This is a genomic window from Chryseobacterium luteum (genome assembly GCF_000737785.1).
Lineage (GTDB): Bacteria > Bacteroidota > Bacteroidia > Flavobacteriales > Weeksellaceae > Chryseobacterium > Chryseobacterium luteum.
Window position 1 is genome coordinate 108,599 of the sequence record NZ_JPRO01000001.1, and the last position, 19,358, is coordinate 127,956.

12 protein-coding genes are annotated in these 19,358 nt (G+C 36.2%); 11 read left to right on the plus strand and 1 reads right to left on the minus strand.

Going from position 1 to position 19,358, the window contains the following annotated elements; all coding sequences use genetic code 11:
* Positions 1 to 37 precede the first annotated feature (37 nt).
* Both IX38_RS00450 and IX38_RS00455 read left to right on the plus strand, forming a co-directional pair.
* On the plus strand, positions 38 to 1,978 hold the full coding sequence (locus tag IX38_RS00450) for a hypothetical protein (protein WP_034700833.1): 1,941 nt from the start codon (positions 38 to 40) through the stop codon (positions 1,976 to 1,978).
* Positions 1,975 to 2,778, plus strand: a complete 804-nt coding sequence (locus IX38_RS00455; RefSeq protein ID WP_034700835.1) for a hypothetical protein — start codon at positions 1,975 to 1,977, stop codon at positions 2,776 to 2,778. Before IX38_RS00450 ends, IX38_RS00455 begins: the two co-directional genes overlap by 4 nt.
* A 245-nt stretch (positions 2,779 to 3,023) precedes the next feature.
* On the opposite strand, the gene IX38_RS00460 is transcribed toward IX38_RS00455, so the two are convergent.
* A complete protein-coding gene (locus IX38_RS00460; RefSeq protein ID WP_034700837.1) occupies positions 3,024 to 4,295 on the minus strand; it encodes a Y-family DNA polymerase in 1,272 nt (423 codons plus the stop codon).
* 347 nt (positions 4,296 to 4,642) lie between these two features.
* Between IX38_RS00460 and IX38_RS00465 the strand changes: the two genes are divergently transcribed.
* The 9 genes from IX38_RS00465 (at position 4,643) to IX38_RS23125 (ending at position 19,326) form a co-directional block, all read left to right on the plus strand.
* On the plus strand, positions 4,643 to 5,143 hold the full coding sequence (locus IX38_RS00465; protein WP_034700839.1) for a M15 family metallopeptidase: 501 nt from the start codon (positions 4,643 to 4,645) through the stop codon (positions 5,141 to 5,143).
* Positions 5,144 to 5,218: 75 nt separating this feature from the next.
* The gene (locus IX38_RS00470) at positions 5,219 to 7,687 is read left to right on the plus strand and encodes a hypothetical protein (protein ID WP_034700841.1); all 2,469 of its coding nucleotides are present in this window, start codon (positions 5,219 to 5,221) and stop codon (positions 7,685 to 7,687) included.
* On the plus strand, positions 7,687 to 8,151 hold the full coding sequence (locus tag IX38_RS00475; RefSeq protein WP_034700843.1) for a hypothetical protein: 465 nt from the start codon (positions 7,687 to 7,689) through the stop codon (positions 8,149 to 8,151). The genes IX38_RS00470 and IX38_RS00475 overlap by 1 nt, the downstream gene beginning before the upstream one ends.
* 201 nt (positions 8,152 to 8,352) lie before the next feature.
* The gene (locus tag IX38_RS00480) at positions 8,353 to 9,390 is read left to right on the plus strand and encodes a patatin-like phospholipase family protein (RefSeq protein ID WP_034700845.1); all 1,038 of its coding nucleotides are present in this window, start codon (positions 8,353 to 8,355) and stop codon (positions 9,388 to 9,390) included.
* Positions 9,391 to 9,622: 232 nt separating this feature from the next.
* On the plus strand, positions 9,623 to 9,793 hold the full coding sequence (locus tag IX38_RS22805; protein WP_165570680.1) for a hypothetical protein: 171 nt from the start codon (positions 9,623 to 9,625) through the stop codon (positions 9,791 to 9,793).
* A 296-nt stretch (positions 9,794 to 10,089) separates the two neighbouring features.
* The gene (locus tag IX38_RS00485) at positions 10,090 to 12,321 is read left to right on the plus strand and encodes a M14 family metallopeptidase (RefSeq protein WP_034700847.1); all 2,232 of its coding nucleotides are present in this window, start codon (positions 10,090 to 10,092) and stop codon (positions 12,319 to 12,321) included.
* Between the two features lie 161 nt (positions 12,322 to 12,482).
* A complete protein-coding gene (locus IX38_RS00490) occupies positions 12,483 to 13,124 on the plus strand; it encodes a leucine-rich repeat domain-containing protein (RefSeq protein ID WP_034700848.1) in 642 nt (213 codons plus the stop codon).
* A 12-nt stretch (positions 13,125 to 13,136) separates the two neighbouring features.
* Positions 13,137 to 15,494 carry an autotransporter outer membrane beta-barrel domain-containing protein gene (locus IX38_RS00495; RefSeq protein ID WP_034700850.1) on the plus strand — a complete coding sequence of 786 codons (2,358 nt, stop codon included), beginning with the start codon at positions 13,137 to 13,139 and terminating at the stop codon, positions 15,492 to 15,494.
* 22 nt (positions 15,495 to 15,516) lie between these two features.
* Positions 15,517 to 19,326 (plus strand): hypothetical protein, encoded by a 3,810-nt coding sequence (locus IX38_RS23125; protein WP_228377887.1) that lies wholly within the window; start codon positions 15,517 to 15,519, stop codon positions 19,324 to 19,326.
* Positions 19,327 to 19,358: the final 32 nt, after the last annotated feature.

A 19,358-nucleotide genomic window follows, 5' to 3' on the forward strand; every position in this document is an offset into this window, starting at 1 on the left:
AAATATTAACGGCTTATTGCTAAACAAAAAAACGAATATGAAAACAGGAAATATAGGTATAAGAAACCTTGCAGATATTGGCGTTGCAGATATAGATGTGTATGGAACGGGAAGAAGAGGAACATCCTCAACTACTCCAAAATTAATTATGTTCTTTAGATCAGAGGATCAGGCAAAAGGCTTACCGAAACTAGATTCTTCAGGAAATGTAAAAGGAGATTCTAAATATGATCAGTCTTTTGGTTTTGATCTGTTTAATGAAAGATTATACGGAAATAATACAGATGTTTACAAAAATGGATACTATGAGAAACAACCGAAGAAAAGAGCCGATGGAACTATTATTTATGAAGCTGATGGAACGACTCCACAATTAGAAGACAAAACTGATGCTGCAGGAAATAAAATAGAAAAAAAAATAGGGAAGCTTGAAACTTTTTATGATAAAGAAAGTTCTTTATTGACTGAACTAAAAGATTCAGGAACATCATTTTTTATAGATAATGAATATACATTATCAAAAAGAAATAAAAAAATGACAGATTTGAGTTATTATATTCCAAATATTCTTATAAAGCCTGGAAAAGAGGTGAAGCTGTATGCTAAATTTTTTGATACTGATAGCGCATCGAGACTGGGTATGGACATATTTTTAAAACCTTCTTCCAATAAAGGAATAGAATTTCTTACTGATAAATTAACATTTAATAAAAGTGAAGAAGTATTGGAATTCAAAATAAAAACAAAGCTAAGTGAGCCTATTGAGTTTAAAACTATAATAACGGCTCATGTGAAAGATAGTACTGGAAAAGAAGTCGAGATAGGAAAGCTAGCCCTGCTTCCTAATAAACTCCTGCAAGCAAAACTTTTTTTTATTGATGTTTTTTATAATACTACAACAGCGTCAACTCCATTTAATGGAACAACTATGATTACAAATCTCAATCAGAAAGCTATGAACCAGGCTTCTGTTGAACTCATATCCGGAGGAGTAAATAAATCTTTTATAATTAAACCTACTGATGAAGCATTAAAAAATGGTGTTTATGATGGGCAGCCTATCTCTGGTGTTTTGACAAACAAAGGAACAGGAAAGCCTTATGAGCTAAGTGATCTAGGTAAGGGTTTAAGGATTATTACATCCAAATTCTATGAAAGCATGGTAAACGAAATTTTAGCGAACATAGAGATCGAACTGAAAAAATTAGATGTAAACGATGGGGCTGTTACCAGAAAACTTATAGATGTAAGTTCTTCAATAAAAGATGAATTAAATTCTTTAGATGCAATAAAAGATTTTAAACTAGATGATGGTACTATAATAAAAAGGTACAATTTCATTATTCAAACATTGTATAATTATCTGCATCATGAGTTTAACATTAATTATATTTTTGCATTTATCTGTCATAATATTGAAACTACGGTTACTTCAAGTACATCCGGAACAACTACCACAACCTCAAGAGATGAAGCGATGGCTTTTTTAGATGCTAAAGAATTAATTATCCCTAATAATGCTATTGGAAAAACGATGACATTAGCTCATGAAATTGCACACAATTTCGGAGTAAGACACACTTTTGATATTCCGGGAACAGAACCACAAATAGGAGATATTAAATTGGCACAAAAGCAAACATTGGAAAACATTATGGACTACCCTAAAAATGGTGATGCAGATAGACGGAATTTCATCCGGTATCAATGGGAGAAAATGAGAGAAAAAACAGATTCCAACGTAAATACCATATCTGAGCTTAATTTTGTAAAGCAGGAGTATTATCAATATGTTGGTCTTGTAGATTACACAAAAGAAAAAGGTTTTCTATGGGATTTTAGTCAAAATTTAATCTACTTTTTAATGAAGGCATTGGCAAATAAATACAGTGGAGATTTGGGTGAAATTAAAAATTCAAGTGACAAAATTTTAACTATTTTTACGAATGAAATAACAAAAACGCTAAATAAAATATGAAAAAATCACTTAGTGCATTCTTAATTATTATGACTTCAGTAAGTTTTTCGGCTCAGAATATTATTAAGTATGATTTTAAAAAGCGAGTAAATCATGTTTTTCAAGATGTTTTATATGTAGCTTTTGAAGATATAATGAATAATTCTTATGGAAAGACAAAAAATATAGAATTAGGGATAATTCCGCTTAGTTTTGCTCTTTGGAATAATAAAAATGTCGATAATACGCATAGTAAAAAACAAGAATTACACAATAAATATGAGATATACAGATATAAAAGCGATGACCATTTTAATGTTCGTATTGATTTGAATGATAACAAAGAGGGAGTTTATAACAACTCTATGAGTATAGATACTAATAAATTGTTGATTAAATTTGAGAAAGATAAATATAATACACATGTTTATACTTATTTAGATGCTTTTGGAATTAGTTTCAATTTTGATAATGATGAAAATAATACTGGATTATCTAAAAATTTCTTTTGTAAAACAAAGGTAAATTCCAATGGATATATAAATACAGCTGCAGATTTTAGAATATATAATATCTTTTATTTTACTACTTTATCTATTTCTTCCCGTTCATGGGATAAAAAAAATGACAACGAAAGATTTGACATTACTATTTATGAAGTATCAGATAATGATAATACCCTTCGCATGAGAAAAACCCTTATAAAAGGTAATAATGAAGGAGCCATAAAATATTTGAAGAAAAACGATATAGACTATGTTGATTATCTTGAAAATTGGGGAGAAAAATTCAAAGAAGAAGATTTTAAACCATTAGAATAAAAAAGAAAAACGTCTAAAACAGGCGTTTTTTAACTTCTAAGGAGATAAAAATGAAGCACCAGACTTTCTAAAGAAAAATAAAGAGCTAGATTGTAAAAGAAAAACCAGATAGATTCATATTAACAGCCACAACTTAATCTGACAGTTTGGTCGTAAAAATATTTGTCATTTATTCAATATTATCCTTACTTCCAAAAGTGAGGATTTTTTGTTTTTGGGTACTCACCTTTGTTTTCACTCAAATATTAATGAAATCTAAAATTGGCCTCGGGAAGTGTATTATTTTTTAAAAAGGCTTCGTATTCCGGAGAAAGTATGGCCCGTTCAAATGTATTTTTCCCGCTCATACTTCCGAGACGTACTTTATCTTTTCCAAATTTTTTATTCATTGCATCCATTGCCTTCATAACCGGAAGATGCTGGTTTTGGGTATCTTCTTCAAAAAGGCTGATGAGTCTTTCATCTTCAGGAACAAAATCATTGACGATAACTCCTGCTTTTTTGTAATGGAATCCGTCCCGGTAAATCGCTTCAAAAAGTTCGTTTACCACCCTGCCTATCAGAATAGAGGAATTGGTTGGGTTAGGAAGGATCTGCGTTATTGCATTTCTATATTCCGGAAGGTCTTTTCTGAAGCGGTTGGTCTGCACAAAAACAGTAACCATCCTGCAGCAGGTATTTTGCCTACGGAGTTTTTCGGAACAGTACATTCCAAAGGTTTCTACACGTTCCCGGACTTCCTCTTTCCGGGTAAGCATTTCCATAAAGCTTCTGGTAACTGCAATTGATTTTTTAGGAGATGGGGCATCCAATTCCAGCTGGCGGATTCCTTTCAGTTCATTCATCATTCTCACCCCGTGGATTCCCATGATCTTCCGGACCCACATTTCGGGTTTCTGGAGAAGATCCCAGGCTTTGTAAACGCCGCTGTCATGCATTTTTGCGGCAAGCTTACGCCCTATTCCCCACACGTCGCCTATATTGAGCCATTTTAGAGCTTTTTCAATTTTTTCAGGGGTGTCGAGGATATAAACACCGTCAAATTGATCAGGATACTCTTTTACGATTCTGTTGGCTACTTTACAGAGTGTTTTGGTGGGAGCAATTCCTATGCTTACGGGAATATTTTCCTGCTTTATAATTTCATTTTTGATCTTCAGGCAATATTCACGGATATCTATATATTTAAAGCCTGAAAGCTCCAGAAACAGCTCATCAATACTGTAAACTTCATATTCCAGAACGTATGATCTTGAAATATCAATAACCCGCTGGCTTTTGTAATTATAGAGTTCAAATTTCGCAGAGAAGCTTTTTACATCATGCTCCTTGAAAAGATCTTTATATTTGAACGCAGGAGCTGCCATAGGAATACCCAGATCTTTAGCCTCTTTGCTTCTGGACACAACACATCCGTCATTATTGGAAAGTACCACAACGGCTTTCCCCTCAAGAGCAGGATCCAAAGCTCTCTCGCAGGAAACAAAAAAGTTGTTGCAGTCTACTAAAGCATACATGACAGAATAATTTTAATGCAAAATTACATTTAAAAAAGCAATTATTCCCGTTTACTTTAAAATCATAATCATATTTAATAATCTGAATATGAAATAGTTGATTTATTTTAAACACGTCAGGTTCTGTCGCATTAAAGCTATAATTTATACGCCCTCATTCTGCCGTTTTCAGATGATAAAGGCCTGCTGATCGCTGATTTTGTGCATAAAATTTTTAAGATGATGTATATTATTAAAATGTAAGGTGACATGAAATTTTATACTTTTATTTAATATTTTAATTAAACACGTCAAGTTCCGTCGCCTTTAACCTATACTTTTGTTTCATAAATAAGTAATAATGAATCATGGATAAAGTAACGTCAGAAAGAATAGACAAGCTTCACCCTTCTGTAAGGGATGAAGTAAAACAGATCATAAAAGAATGCGATGAAGCCCTTACCGGAAGAGCTAAAGTAAGAATTACCCAGGGCCTGAGATCTTTTGAAGAACAGGAAAAGCTGTATGCCATCGGGAGGATTACGTCCGGAAAAAAAGTAACAAATGCCAAAGCCGGCCAGAGCATCCACAATTACGGACTAGCTGTTGATATCTGCCTGATGATCGACGGAAAAGTGGCAAGCTGGGACACTGTGAAAGACTGGGACAATGACAGGGTAGCCGACTGGTACGAATGTGTAAAAATTTTTGCAAGACACGGCTGGGACTGGGGCGGAAACTGGAAGACCTTCAAGGACCTTCCCCACTTCGAAAAAAAGAATATCCGGACCAAAAAAGGACTGGTGAAAACAAGCTGGCGAACGCTGTCAAAGCTGGTTAAGGGCAATGACAATTATGTTATTTTTTAAATCAAATTTTATACGTCATGTTTTGACGCCATGACAGTATAGCTTTGTTTTAGAAAAATTTAATATTAAAACACAATGAATATAATAAAACCTTTAGGAGTTCCTATAGTTGAAGGAGTTGGACGTTTAAAAACTCCGATGATTCAGTCTGTAAAAGCGTTAGGTTTGTACTTAAAAGAAAGTTCTGGAGAATATAGTGCAGACTTTTATGGACTTGAACCTGGGCAGGGAGTTAGCTTTCCAAAACTGTTGCAATATCTGAAGAGTAATCAAAAATCCAAACTCTATTATGGATATTTCAGAGGCGCAAGAATCGCAGAAAGGAAAGCTGTAAGCAGATATGGTGTTGTAGAAACCGGAAAACTTTTCAACAAAACCATCCCTTTCACATACATTAATGAATACAAACAGAAAATTGAAACAACCATTAATTGCGGAATTAATAAAAGAGAAGATCATATAGAGGATATTCCCTATTTTTCACTGAATGTGAATTACAAAAATAAAACCATCAATTGTGGATTAAATTACTTCTATATTAATACGGAAAAATACAGAAAATCTATTCCAATTACAGCTACTGACAAAGATTTTACAATTAATGATAAATATAAAGCTATTAAACTTTTTTCTGAAAACATTTCCGATATGTATCATCTGGTTGCAGAGATACAAGGGAAAGACAATGCCGAATGGTATAAAGACCTTGTTAATGAGCATTACATTAATCTTGTAAAAAACACTAGCACAGCCGAAGAGTTGATATGGCTATACGAAAATGCTGCAGATTTTACTTTGTCTGCTCTATCACAAGAATTGTTATGGAAACATATCTGTACATTCTACAGCTACGATACCCTAGGAACTTTCAGCTTTGTGAAAGATGCAAGTTTATCATTAATGCGTGCTTTATTTGCTTTTGACACATCAGAAAAGATAAAATATCTTATGGAACAGTTCCATAAGAACCAAAGTTTTGTAAAGAAAATTTATGATGCTCTGGATGGCACGATGACTTTCGGTGGAAAAGAACAAAAATGCCAAACCATTTTCGCCAGTATTATTACAGGTTTTTGCTTCGCAGACATCTCATCTCTCAATTTTACAAATGAAATTTTCTATGTAGGAAAAGATTATTATGTAAACGTAACGGATGTTAAAAGCGACGACAAAGAGCAAAGTAAATACTGGGCAGAACAACGTCATAAAAACGAAACTTACTATGTGGACAGCGGAACAGCTCTCATAGAAATGGGTGGAGATATGGTTCTGATTAGCAAAGTAAAATTGCATCCCTTAGATGTTGTAACACTTTTACAGAAAGATACCGACAGTTTATTATGCGTACCGGTATTATTTTTAAAAGATATTGATCATCAGAAAGATATACAAAACCTGCTGACAGCCGTAAGAATTGGTGTAGATATGTTGGCAATTGGTTTAACCATTGCTACTTTGGGAGGCGCTTCTCCTTTGCTGGCAGTTGCTGGAGCACTGGAAATTGGCATTGCGGTAACCGATATTGCAGTAATGACTAATAAGGATAAACTTTCTGAGGAATTTTTAAAAACATGGGAAAAGATTTACCTCATTGGCGGTATTGCTACGGCTTCACCGTTGGTGGTCTCTTCTTTATACAAATTAGGCGGGAAGATTCTGGCTTCATCTGCAAAAGCAGAAATGAAAAATTTTGTTCGGAGTTGTATGATGAAGATGATTCTGGAAGGTGAAATTTCTAATTTTACTAAAAACACTTTAAAGATTGCCAATGAGGAAACTATAGCAAAAGTATCCGAATTTTTCTTTGACCGATACAGCTTCAAGACATTTTGGGAACAGGGTTGCCAGTTGGTGTATGGAGAAGTACGGATTAGTAACAAGGTAGAAAAAGAAGTTGGCTTACTTTATAACGGTGTTATTGTTTTGGAAGGAAGTATAAAAGAAATGAGACCGCAGCTGATGAAGCTTTACACTGCAAGATACAGTAAAGCAACTTTGGAAGCTTTGCTTGAAAACCTGTATAAACTGATCCCAAAATTAGACAAAACCAAAAGATTCTGGACGTGTTTTAATGAGGCCGGAGCGGAGCTCAAATGGGGAAAATTATCTACTAAGGAAATTGAGAAAAATATTGAATCTGCCATTAATAATACTAAAACATCTGTACAATGGGAAGGCGAAGTAGCAAAAGCTTTTTCTGAAATAGATGAAGTAAAACAGATAGGAACAAAAGTAGAATACCGTAACAGCGGAATGAATAAGTTTGAACTGGCAGGAGATTATGATGTACTTACGGAGAAGTATCTTATAGAATGCAAAGAAAGCGTTTCTAAAAATATTAATAGTAAATTTCTTGAACAATTTGATAAATATTTAGATCCAAAAAATGAAAAATATATCAATATTGGAAAAAGAAAAATAGTACTTGCTATAAAATCATTTAAAGATAATGCTCTAAATTTGTCTCATCCTGTATTACAGCAACTAAAAAACAAAGGCGTAATAATGATAACAGACATAAACCAAATAAAAAATTTAAAATAATGGATGCAATACATTTAATAAGTAAACAATATATTAACACAAGTATTTTACTTAACAAATTAGAAAATGTAGCTCTAACGATAGAAAGTGAATATCTCCCACAAAGAAGTATACGACTGGCTAACGTTCAAATCAAAAAAGGAGAAGGGTATAATAATAGTGAATACCTCGATATTTATATCAGAGATCTAGAAGGCTACAACACATCGTTTAACAATCTATATGGGATCAATAATTACGGTATTCTTGTAGAAATAGATTACAACAAAAACGAAAATCTTATTGTTCCATTTTTACGTGAGATCTTAAAAGAAATGCCGGAATTATTAGTCTATGATGAAGAAACTCCTAAAGGAATAGATTGTTATGTATATAACAAACAATTTTTCGATAATAATCCAGGAACAGATTATTATGCAGTTTTAGATAAAAATCCGCCTAAAAGTTTAAATGATCTGGCTTAAAACTCAACCGCTCTTTTAGGGCGGTTTTTAATTATAATACGACAAGTTCTGTCGCTTTCCCGTTCTACCTTTGTTTTGTAAGAAAACGTCGGTTAACTGAGATCTCAAATACTGGACCCAACATCCGCTTTTTAAAGCAGAGAGTTGGTTTTAATTGTCTCAGGACCTTAATTTTTCTTTTAAAAACCAACAAAACATCACATGAAAAAGACAACCATTCTTTCTTTGGACGGGGGCGGAATCAGGGGAATTATCACCTGTATTATTCTGCGCTACATAGAAGAACAGCTTCAGTATCATGATAATCCGGGCGCCAAACTCGGTGATTATTTTGATCTGGTTGCGGGAAGCAGTACAGGAGGACTGATTGCTTCTATTATTCTATGTCCCGATGAACACCGGAAGGCAAAATATTCTATCCAGAAAGGGCTGGAATTATATGCTGAAAAGGGAGGCGACATCTTTCAGGTTTCTTTTTGGGAAAAGCTGGTCAATCCGTTTGGCCTGCTTAATGAAAAAATTTCCCAGGAAGCACTTGAAAAAAATCTGAATGACTTTTTTGGAATTCTGGAACTTAAAGAATTTATAAAACCATGTTTAATAACCAGTTATGATATTGAAAACAGAAGAGCAAAACTTTTTAATTCCTGGGAAGCGAATCTGAGTACGGATAACTTTTATGTAAAAGATATTTGCAGAGCAACATCAGCAGCTCCTACCTATTTCAGTCCGGTGCAGATCAAATCTATGTACGGACAAATCTTCAGCCTGATCGATGGCGGTATGTTTGCCAACAATCCGGCTCTCTGCGCTTATGCGGAAGCTAGAAAAATTCCTTTTGCGGAAGTATTGAAGAATCATCAGAAAGCCAATCATCCCGGCGTGAATGATATGATCATGGTTTCTATCGGAACAGGTATTGAGGCCAAGCCTTATTCTTTCAGAAAACTGCAAAAGTCAGGGAAGATAGGCTGGGTAAATCCCATTATTGATATATTAATGTCTGCCAACGCGGAAACAGTAGATTATCAGCTTTGCCAGATGTTTCAGACTTTAGGCCAGCGAAATCAGAAAAATTATTACAGGCTGAATCCTTCATTAAAAAATGCCTCTCCGGCAATGGATAATGTAAGAAGATCAAATATTGAAAACCTCATCCAGGCAGGACTGAGCTATATTGATGATAACAGAGAAATTCTGAACCAAATCGTACAGAAACTGATCAAAAATAAAATATAAGCTTTTTAGCTTATAACTACCTAATATAAGCTTAAAAGATAATATTTAAAATTGATAAAAAGTTTTTTAAACACGTCAAGTTTTGTCGTCCTCTCCCACTACTTTTGGAGTATAAACAAAGACACAAAAAAACAATCATTAAAATTTTAAAAAGCCTTTGAATTCAACATTTATCAATGCTGGACAGCCGGAAATATGTTCACAACATCACCTCAACCTTAAGACACAACACATGGAAACACCAGATCACAATCCAGATATCCTTTTCGATGAAGATCTCTATACTATTGAATGGAGCGATATCGAACATGCTGAGATGGACTATGAAAACTATCTCAATGACATTGAAAGTTTTTTCAGGAAAGATTTCGAAGATGCTATTCCTGAAGAAAATACATACTAAATAAATTTTAACACGACAAGTTCTGACGCTGTCCGGAATTATCTTTGAAACACCCAATCAAGACACCCGACAACATCTCATAATCATTCAAACACACCTTTGAATCTATCATTCACAAAATGCCGGACAGCCAGAACTATGTCTAAAAATCTATAAAAAATATGAAAATGTAACCATAAGGAGGAAAGACATCCGGCAATCACTAAAAAAACTAAGACTGAAAAAACCGAAAGATCTACTAAAAAGATTTTTCCAAACATAACCTATTAATCAACCAAAAAATCACACAATTTATTATGAAAACAAAAGAAGATTTAAAACTCTACTTCGAAAACGGAGATAAGCCTACACAGGAACAATTCTGGGACTGGCAGGACTCTTATTGGCATAAAAGCGAGATGATCCCGTTACACCAAATTGCAAACATTGATGCCTTAAGCGTTGAAGGTCTATTAGGGAATATAAAATCAGGAGGGGTTCGGGATTGGGTTCTGGGTTCCTACAAAGCTGGTGAAGTTGTCAGACATCTTGGTGTTTTATGGAAAGCTAAAATAGATATTACAAGTGCAGTTCCAGGTAATAATGCTAACTGGGAGGTCTATTTCCCATTTCTTAAGTCCCCAGGTATTTTTACATCACATTCAACTACTTTGACGATTAATGTTGTTACTAATACCGTTACTTTAATTGGTACTTCAACAAATAAAATTATCACAAATCAAGGTGTATTTAATATTCGGGCACAGTCTGTTGATACTTCGGCTAATCCAACATATTATGCGATTGTTTATAATACCTTAAGTACCAATGCAAGAGCAGTTACAATTTATAATAATGCTGCAACACCTTTGGAGATTAATGATTATGTTTTATTTTATGTATTAAATCTAAATTCAACACTACAGGATGTTTTTGGAGCTAAAGGGTACACTTTAATCAATACAACAGGAACAATCGCTTACCCAATAAAGCCTGTATCAGTTGCTGATGTTTTATATAATAAAATATTTTCAACCTGGCAGGAATCAAGAACTTCAGATGAAAAATTTTGGCTTAGTAAAGCAATTTTGGATGCTGAATTCTATAATGTAAAAGATAATACGGTTGTTACATTATATGGACTGGGAAAAAATGTTACAACTACTAATTCATACCTCGGTTTTATTTATGCAGAAACAGGTAAGCCCGCACTGTTCCTGTACGCAGATGAATTTAATAATGCATTCTCTATGCCTTATGATCCTCTATTGCATTCTGGGGTAAAAACGTATTATCTCAGATCAGGCACTAAAAGGGAATCCAATACAACAATATATGGAAAAGTAACGATTGACTGGTCTCAAGTACCTAATCAGAAAAGAGTAGTTGAAAGTAATTCAGGAGTAATCAATAATAGTCATTTAAGCAGGACATCATATCAAAAGTCAGAAGTTTTTAATAATCCTTTGGGGTTTGTAAAGTTTGCACGGTCCCATAGTTTCAATGATTATTATTCTGCGCCAAAATTAGAAAGTTATGCCGGCACGGATGGATCTGGAATTCCAAAAATGCCCTATCAGGATTGTAGAGAATGGGCATTAAAATGGGATGAGCTTGTCACCAATACCCCGCCAGGATATTCAATTACTAAGGAGACACTTACAACTGATGTTCCTACAGACACAAATACTGAGGGGAAACTGCCAATTTACGGTTATACTTTTTCACCTAACAAGTTAACCGCCGGAGACCCTACCGGAAACAATGCTCAGACACTACCACGAATTGTTTTAAATTGTTCAATTCATGGCTTCGAAAAGACTCCTTCATTTGTTGCTTATGAGTTCATGAAACAAGTTCTGACAAATTGGAAATCTCATCCTTTTTTAGAGTATTTGCGATTTAACGTTGAATTCGTGATTATACCGTTCGCAAACCCACATGGATGGAACGTAGGATCCGGCGCAGGAACCCGCAAGAATTTTAATTTGGTTGATCTAAATAGAAATTTTCCGACATTCTGGGCAGGCGGTGGCACTTCTGCTGACTCTACATATCCTGGTCAAGCGGCATTATCAGAAATTGAATCCCAGGCAATATATACATTCATGCAGGAAAAAATCACATCAAACACTATAATGGGTGTGGATTTCCACAATTTTCACGGCACACCTCAGGCAGATCCGAAAAATTACAATATGGCGTGGGTTGTGAATCTTGGCTCCGAATTAGGTCAAAGTTCGGCTAATGTTTTAATGAAGGAACTGTCAGCAAAATACAAGGCTAAATCCTTACTAATTCCACAATCCGATGATTATTACATTGGACAATCGAATAACTATAACGGCCCTGGCTTTAGTGGTTCTGCAATGAAATCTCTGGGTGCCTTATATGCTTCAACGTTTGAGGTTTGTCAGAACTTCCGATTCAATTCTGCTTTTAAAAGCCATGATAGTGATGCTATAACTTTTGGACTTGAAACATTTACCAACTATCTAAGAGTTTTTCTAGCTGAACATTTAGATGAATATAACAGAATAAAACCATAAAAATCTATTAATGCTCATTATGTCTGTTTTTAGGATAAAACGCATTCAATATCCCATCTCTTAAAAATGTTTCTGCACCCGATGGACTGGACTGGACTCATGCTGGCATTCCGGAAACAGCAACAATAATGCGCTATTTCGATTTATAACAACAATTTAATATGAAAACAAAAGAAGAACTCAGGCTGTACTTCGAGAACGGAGACAGGCCTACACAGGAAGATTTCTGGACATGGCAGGATTCTTACTGGCACAAGGATGAAAAAATAGACATAACTAAAATTGCAGGTCTGGAAAACGGCTTCCCGCGATGGAATGATTTTCATGCGGAAATAGATGAAAACGGAAATGCCACATTAGCGCCTCTCCGGGTTATGAATATATTTATAAAGCAAGGTACTCTGCACATTCCTGCAGGATTTGCCTCAGGAAGTGGAATATCAAATGTATTCCTTGCCGACAGTGTTCTAACCATCGGGGAAGAGGCTTTCAGCAGTAATCAACTCCAATCCCTGACCATTTCAGGAAGTGTTACCACCATCAATGGACGGGCTTTTTCATCTAATCTGCTGGAAACAATAACGATTCCAGCGAATGTAAAAGAAATTAAAGAGTATGCTTTTGCCTACAATAAGCTTAGCTCAATATACATTGTGGCCGGGGTTTCAAAGATCGGACCCAATGCCTTCAATTACAATCCGGGTATAAATACTGTAATACTTGACAACAATACACAGTACTACTCCAATTCATTTGATCCTAATACCAGGATCATTGGAGGAACCCTTATCAGCGAATCTTAAATAAATCACAAAATGAAAACAAAACAAGAACTAAAACAATACTTCGAGAACGGGGATATTCCTATCCAGGAACAGTTCTGGGAGTGGCAGGAATCTTACTGGCACAAGGATGAGAAAATTCCGTCAGATAGATTAGAATATGATTTTTCTCAAAAAGCAGATGTAAATGCTTCCAATTTAAATCCACAAAATACTCAGCTTTGGAAAGATAAAATAGAAACACAAACATCAATTCAGAATCCGGAATTGAATGGAAATATTTTAACGGTATTTTATACAGGAGAAAACGGCATCCAACAGAGTAAAACGGTGGACTTAAGCAGTCTGGCAACCAATAATATCCGTATTGAGAATGCAGAATATGATGCCTCTCAAAATATCATTACAATTACGCAGAATGACGGATCTTCGTTTCCGATCAATCTTTCTGAATTTAGTATTATTCCTACTACCAATGCAGACGGAAGTGTTTCTTTGGTTCAGGAAGGTGCCGAAAAAGTAAAAATACATAAAGCCGGTATTTCAGGCAGCTATAATGACCTGAGTGATAAGCCTGCTTTTACCGAAAATGATACATTACAATCAGTTACAGACCGAGGTAATTCGTCTACAAAAGCTATTGTTTTTAATGCTGATCAAGGCAGAGCCGGAGAATTGAATTTTAATAAAACTCTTTACTCCCATTATTTTGGTAATATTAACCCATCACAGACCGGTTACTACAATATGTCTATTGGTTACAATGCTTTGCCAAAAGTAACTACTGGTGGAAGTAATCTGGCATTTGGGTCTTATTCTTTTTCTGAATTAACGACAGGTAAATGGAATACAGCAGTCGGTGTATTAAGTGGTTCCAAATTAACCACAGGTGACTACAACGTATTTATTGGTACGGCATCAGGTGAAAACGTAACGACAAGCAGCCAAAACACAATGGTTGGTGATGAATCAGGAAATCGGACTACCACAGGATTTAAAAATACTTTTTTAGGTGTGGGAGCAGGTTACTTCAATACTACGGGTAACCTCAATACATTGATAGGCTGGAAAGCCAACAATCAATCAAACTTAGGCGATAAAAATATTATGATTGGCGTTTCAGCCGGTTCTGGTGTGACAGGCAATAATAATATTTTGATTGGTACAGGGGCAGGAATGAATGATGCAACAATCAGTAATAAATTAATCATCCATGGTAATCAGACATTAGCAGGATATTCAAATACTGCTGAAGGAAATTTTGGAAGTTTCCAGCAAGGTCAGTTAAACAGAGCTTTAATCACAGGTGATTTTGTAGATCGCTGGGTTAGAATGAATACTGGATTTCTACAAATTGGATCGCCTGCTTCAAATGCTGATGATATAACTATAACTCCCACAGCAGGAATAACGGCAGCAAAATTATATACCCCTGCCAGTAATAACGATTATGTGCAACGTGGCTGGATATTTAACAATTACTATAACCAGACCCAAATTAATTCACTGCTGAGCAGGACTTATCGTGCAATGGGTTCCGTTGCCAATTTTGGAACTTTACCTGCAACAGGTCAAACAACAGGTGATGTATGGAATTTACTTGATACAGGTGAAAACTATGTTTGGGTTGACAACCTGAATAATACCGGCATTCCCGGCTGGGATAAGCTCTCCGGAATGGTTGACGCTTCGGGTTATATACCAAGAACAGGAACCGTTACAGGCCAGCCTATAACAGGTGATATTGAATTCTCAACTGCAACACCCGCTTTATTAAAAAGTGGAAACACCTGGGTGGCAATCAATAATGGAACTTTTGATGTTTCATCAGGCACTTCAGTTTCAGCAATAGATAGATCATCATTGATTGTCAATCAAAATGAAATCTATTTAGGTAAGCAAAATTCAGGGAGTCCGGGAAAACATATTTCTATATCAAATTTTATTAATTATATAGATATAGGAGCCGAATATGATGGGCCGGGATTGGTCGGTTCAAGCTATTACGGAGAAAATTATGCTGATCAGTCATTTATCCAGAAGAAATACGCAGACAAACAACACTCTTATACTCATCATGAGGAATTAACAGGCGGAACATGGATCAACGGCAAGCCGGTTTACAAAAAAACTCTGTTTTTAGACCAAATTCCAAGAACCGGCGAGATAGACATTACACAGTTCTTCCCCGATCTTGAAACCATTGTCTCCAACCAGATGTTTACAGAATGGTATGCTCTGGATACGGCATTTGCAGGAAATCAATGGCGAACAAAAGTTTACATCACCGTAGAAAAAGAGAAGGCTACAATTGAACTGTTGGGTGAACCTGACTATAATTATTCCGTCATTGACTCATTTACCCTGACCCTCGAATACACTAAAAAATAAATCATAAAAATAAAATATTAAAATGACAACAAACAATACACCACCAGTAATGTCCGCCTTTACCGTGGGAGAATCCTTAATAGGAGAAGGCATTATTAACTATAAAGCAAACAATAATATGAATACAACAAACAATGCGTCACAGACGCTTTTCAGATTCGTGAGTTTAAGAAACCCACAATTAACGGAAACTAAAGATAAAAATTTAGGGTTTATCCACAGGCCAAAAGGAGCCACCGGTATTTTTGATACTGCAGTTGCCGGAAGACCTGCCAAATCTTCCAAATTTGGAGAAATGGCAAAAGCCGCCCGCGGATTCAATACTCAGGGGTTTGAAACAGAAAAGAAAATTGAAGAAGGAGTATTTGGAGACCTTCTTATCATCGGACGAAAGCTCTCTAAAAAAGAAACATTAGCCAATGACGACTGGACTTACGTAAAAGATTATTACAAAAGTCTTATTGACACTAACAAAGAGCTTAATCCGGAAGGAATTAAAACATTTAGTCTTCTCTGGAATAATTTTATTTATCAGATCGTTACCCCGGGAGATTTCTACATTAAAGAGGCAATCAGCCATATTCTGATGGCAATCCAGCTGGGTTTTGCGGGCAATCTGGACCTTACAGATGAAGAAATCATTAAGGTAAACGGCGATAAACCTTTAGAAAAAGCGATGAATGGAAAAGTAATATTACCAACATCATTATTTTCAGAGGATACGGAAACATCTTTTTCAGTTTCTTCCAGAGGATCTGAAGATTCCGCTCCGGTTCTGGGCGCAAAAACCCTTCAAAGATTAGAATCTGAAGCAAGAACCTCGTTGGTTGCCAACAAAGCAATCCACAGAAAAGAAGCTTTGGATAAGTTAAATACCGAATTGGGAAAACTTCAGAAAAAATACCACAAAGCGCGTTATCAGGCATATCAAGACGATTATTCCAGGTACATGGATGAAAACAGGGAACGTCTGGATCTCTATGACAGAAAGCTGGCCGAAGTAGAAAGCAGGATCACTCCGGAAACTTCGGAAGAAGAAAAAGAACGTCTTTACAATAGTTTAAAGGAATATGAAGTTCCGTCTTTTGTATTTTCATACAGAAATGAAATCAATTTAGAAGATTTGCAGGCAAAACTTTCTCCGGAATCTTTCGACCTTTTTGTTGAACTTTTCGGTGAATTTAATGCCGGAGAGGTTTCTAAAGTTGCAGCTACAGAAAATATTCAGTTTCTTTCAGATGACACCTTGAAAATTGGAACTCAGACCATTATTCTGGATGATGAAATACAAAGCTATGCTGATGCTTTGATTGTTATCCAAAACAATATTTCTTCATCAATGGAGACCGCTCTGCAAAACAGCCCTCTTCTTGAGCAGCAGTATGCAAACATCGGCGGAGCTTCAGTTCCTGTTATCCGGAATACGGCCAGAACTCCGATGGCATACAGCTTATATGCCCACAATTCTTTCAGGTTGTCCGGTAGCAGAGGATTTGTCAATTTTTCTTTTGAAGTTGAAGATGTTTCGTGGAGTGTTGCCAATGCCAAGATCATTGCCACTACAGACGCTGTCGGAACTTTTGAAGAAAACTACAGCAATCTCCAGGTCATTGATAATAAAATCACGCTACCGACATGTTTAGTCGATAAGTTCCGAAACAGTTTCAGCTTCAGAATAGAAATCATTTTTGATAACGGAAGCCAGGCATACGGAGATATTACCACACAATACCCGAAAGAAGACTTAAACCTCACAGGAATGCTTACTCTGAAACGTGCTGTAGTTGAAAATCCGGGTGAACCAGAACCGGTGACAATCCAGAAACGTAAAAATTTCGGGATAAAAAGACTCGGAGTTGCAGATTATCTGAAAGTAGTCCAAAGTCTTCATGCCTACGTTCCGGGAGAAGTTTCCAATATTGAAAATGTTATGGCCAGCGAATTGAGGCATAAATCTTCGGTTGCCAGAGATTATTCCGAAATTACAGATACCACTTCTAAATCTGAAGAAACCGAAAAAATTTCCGACACTTCAAAAACCTCCAGAACAGATATGCAGACCGAGGTTGCCAAAGAAATTGACAAGCAGCAAAGTATTACTGCCTATACAAGATTCAGCTATGGAAATGATAGCGCTATGAAATTTGAAATCGGAGCAGACTATGCCAATAATACCGCTCAGCATGACAGCACAAGACAGGCCATGATGAAATCCCAGGAGATCACGGAAAGGGCAATGGAAAGAGTTCTTACCAAAATTTCAGAAGAAAGAGTTCAGAAAATCATCAAAGAATATACGGAAACCAATGTTCATGAGTTTGACAACAGAGGAAAAGCTCTTACAACCAACCAACCGCCACAGCACATCACTGGAGTTTACAGATGGGTTGATAAAAAGATGAAAAACCAGATCTATAACTATGGTAAACGTACCATGTTTGAATTTATGGTTCCTGAACCTTCAAGATTACACCGTCTGGCTCTTACTGTTGCCAAAGCCCAGGTGCTTACCGCTCCTGTAGACCCTAGAAAAGCTCCTGAACCATGGTATATGCCGGATCCGAAACCTGCAATTATAGAGCAGATCCAGCATTGGGCACAGATTTACGGAGTACAGCTAGACGCTTTCCCGGCTCCCACTAAACAAGTTATTCATACTGCTGCGAGTGTTCCTCAAACCAATGACGATTTTGGAATAGATTATACCCAGTTTACAATTCCTGACAACTATGCTGCGAAAAATGCAAGCTTTCATTGTGAGGCAGGTCGAAACAGAGGTGGCGGATTGCAGGGATCCCGTTATGCAGAAGTATACTGTTCCAATTTAAAAGGAGATATGGTTGGTCTCAATGATCGTGGAGATATTATTTTTGACAGAGCATCGTCCGGTCTCAATCTAACAGGTAATGTAAGTTTCCAGGTGAAAGGACATAATATTAGACATTATACCATTAAAGCAACAGTAAATTGTGAACTAAGTGATGAATTCATCAGCAAATGGAAAACGGAAAGTTTCAGTGCAATCATCAAAGCTTATGAAGATGCTTACACAAAATTCCAGGAGGAGCAGGCAAGATTAGATGCAGAACAGAAAGAAAAAGAGGCACAGGCTAAAGAAAGACAAGACAGTTTCTACCGTTATATGGAGCATGATGTCTTAAAGCACAACTGTATTGCCTATTTACTGCAGGATTACCTTAATACATTAGGGCAAGCAACAACAAACGGAGCTGAGGATAAGACAACCATGGATAACTTCCAGGTATATCTGAATGAAAACCTGGATAAATATACCGCCCTTGCCAAGTTTATGGAACAGGCCTTTGAATGGGAAATCATGGATTATACTTTCTATCCGTACTATTGGGCAAACCGTAAGAGCTGGCAGGAATTCTACCTGAGCGAAAGTATGGATCCTTTATTCAGAAGCTTCTTGCAGGCAGGTATGGCAAGAATTATCGTTACCGTAAAACCAGGCTTTGAAAATGCCGTACAGTTCTTCCTGGAAACAGGCCTTATCTGGAATGGCGGTGAAGTTCCGGTAATCGGAGACCCAATGTACATGAGTATTGTGGACGAAATGAGACAGCCTACCGGAGAAGCCCAGGGTAAATACTGGATTACCAGACTGCCTACAACGCTTACCATTCTTCAGGATAAGTCTACAGGACTTCCGGTGGATCAGCCATTGCCGATTTTCCCGGAAACTGATCCGAAAAACTGTGAGAATCCTTCGGAACTTGAATTTACAACAAGTTTTAGACTGGATGAAAATGCACAGTTATCACATAGTGATGAACCGACAACATTACCGACTACAATTGTTGGATAACAATTAATCTTAATCAGCGGTGTGAAATACCA

Bases quoted from the DNA above. Each gene is read 5' to 3' on its own strand.
- IX38_RS00490 (WP_034700848.1), top strand. From the start codon at position 12,483: ATGAAAACAAAAGAAGAACTCAGGCTGTACTTCGAGAACGGAGACAGG.
- IX38_RS00455 (WP_034700835.1), top strand. From the start codon at position 1,975: ATGAAAAAATCACTTAGTGCATTCTTAATTATTATGACTTCAGTAAGT.
- IX38_RS00470 (WP_034700841.1), top strand. From the start codon at position 5,219: ATGAATATAATAAAACCTTTAGGAGTTCCTATAGTTGAAGGAGTTGGA.
- IX38_RS00495 (WP_034700850.1), top strand. From the start codon at position 13,137: ATGAAAACAAAACAAGAACTAAAACAATACTTCGAGAACGGGGATATT.
- IX38_RS00485 (WP_034700847.1), top strand. From the start codon at position 10,090: ATGAAAACAAAAGAAGATTTAAAACTCTACTTCGAAAACGGAGATAAG.
- IX38_RS00475 (WP_034700843.1), top strand. From the start codon at position 7,687: ATGGATGCAATACATTTAATAAGTAAACAATATATTAACACAAGTATT.
- IX38_RS00450 (WP_034700833.1), top strand. From the start codon at position 38: ATGAAAACAGGAAATATAGGTATAAGAAACCTTGCAGATATTGGCGTT.
- IX38_RS00460 (WP_034700837.1), bottom strand. From the start codon at position 4,295: ATGTATGCTTTAGTAGACTGCAACAACTTTTTTGTTTCCTGCGAGAGA.
- IX38_RS00465 (WP_034700839.1), top strand. From the start codon at position 4,643: ATGGATAAAGTAACGTCAGAAAGAATAGACAAGCTTCACCCTTCTGTA.
- IX38_RS23125 (WP_228377887.1), top strand. From the start codon at position 15,517: ATGACAACAAACAATACACCACCAGTAATGTCCGCCTTTACCGTGGGA.
- IX38_RS00480 (WP_034700845.1), top strand. From the start codon at position 8,353: ATGAAAAAGACAACCATTCTTTCTTTGGACGGGGGCGGAATCAGGGGA.
- IX38_RS22805 (WP_165570680.1), top strand. From the start codon at position 9,623: ATGGAAACACCAGATCACAATCCAGATATCCTTTTCGATGAAGATCTC.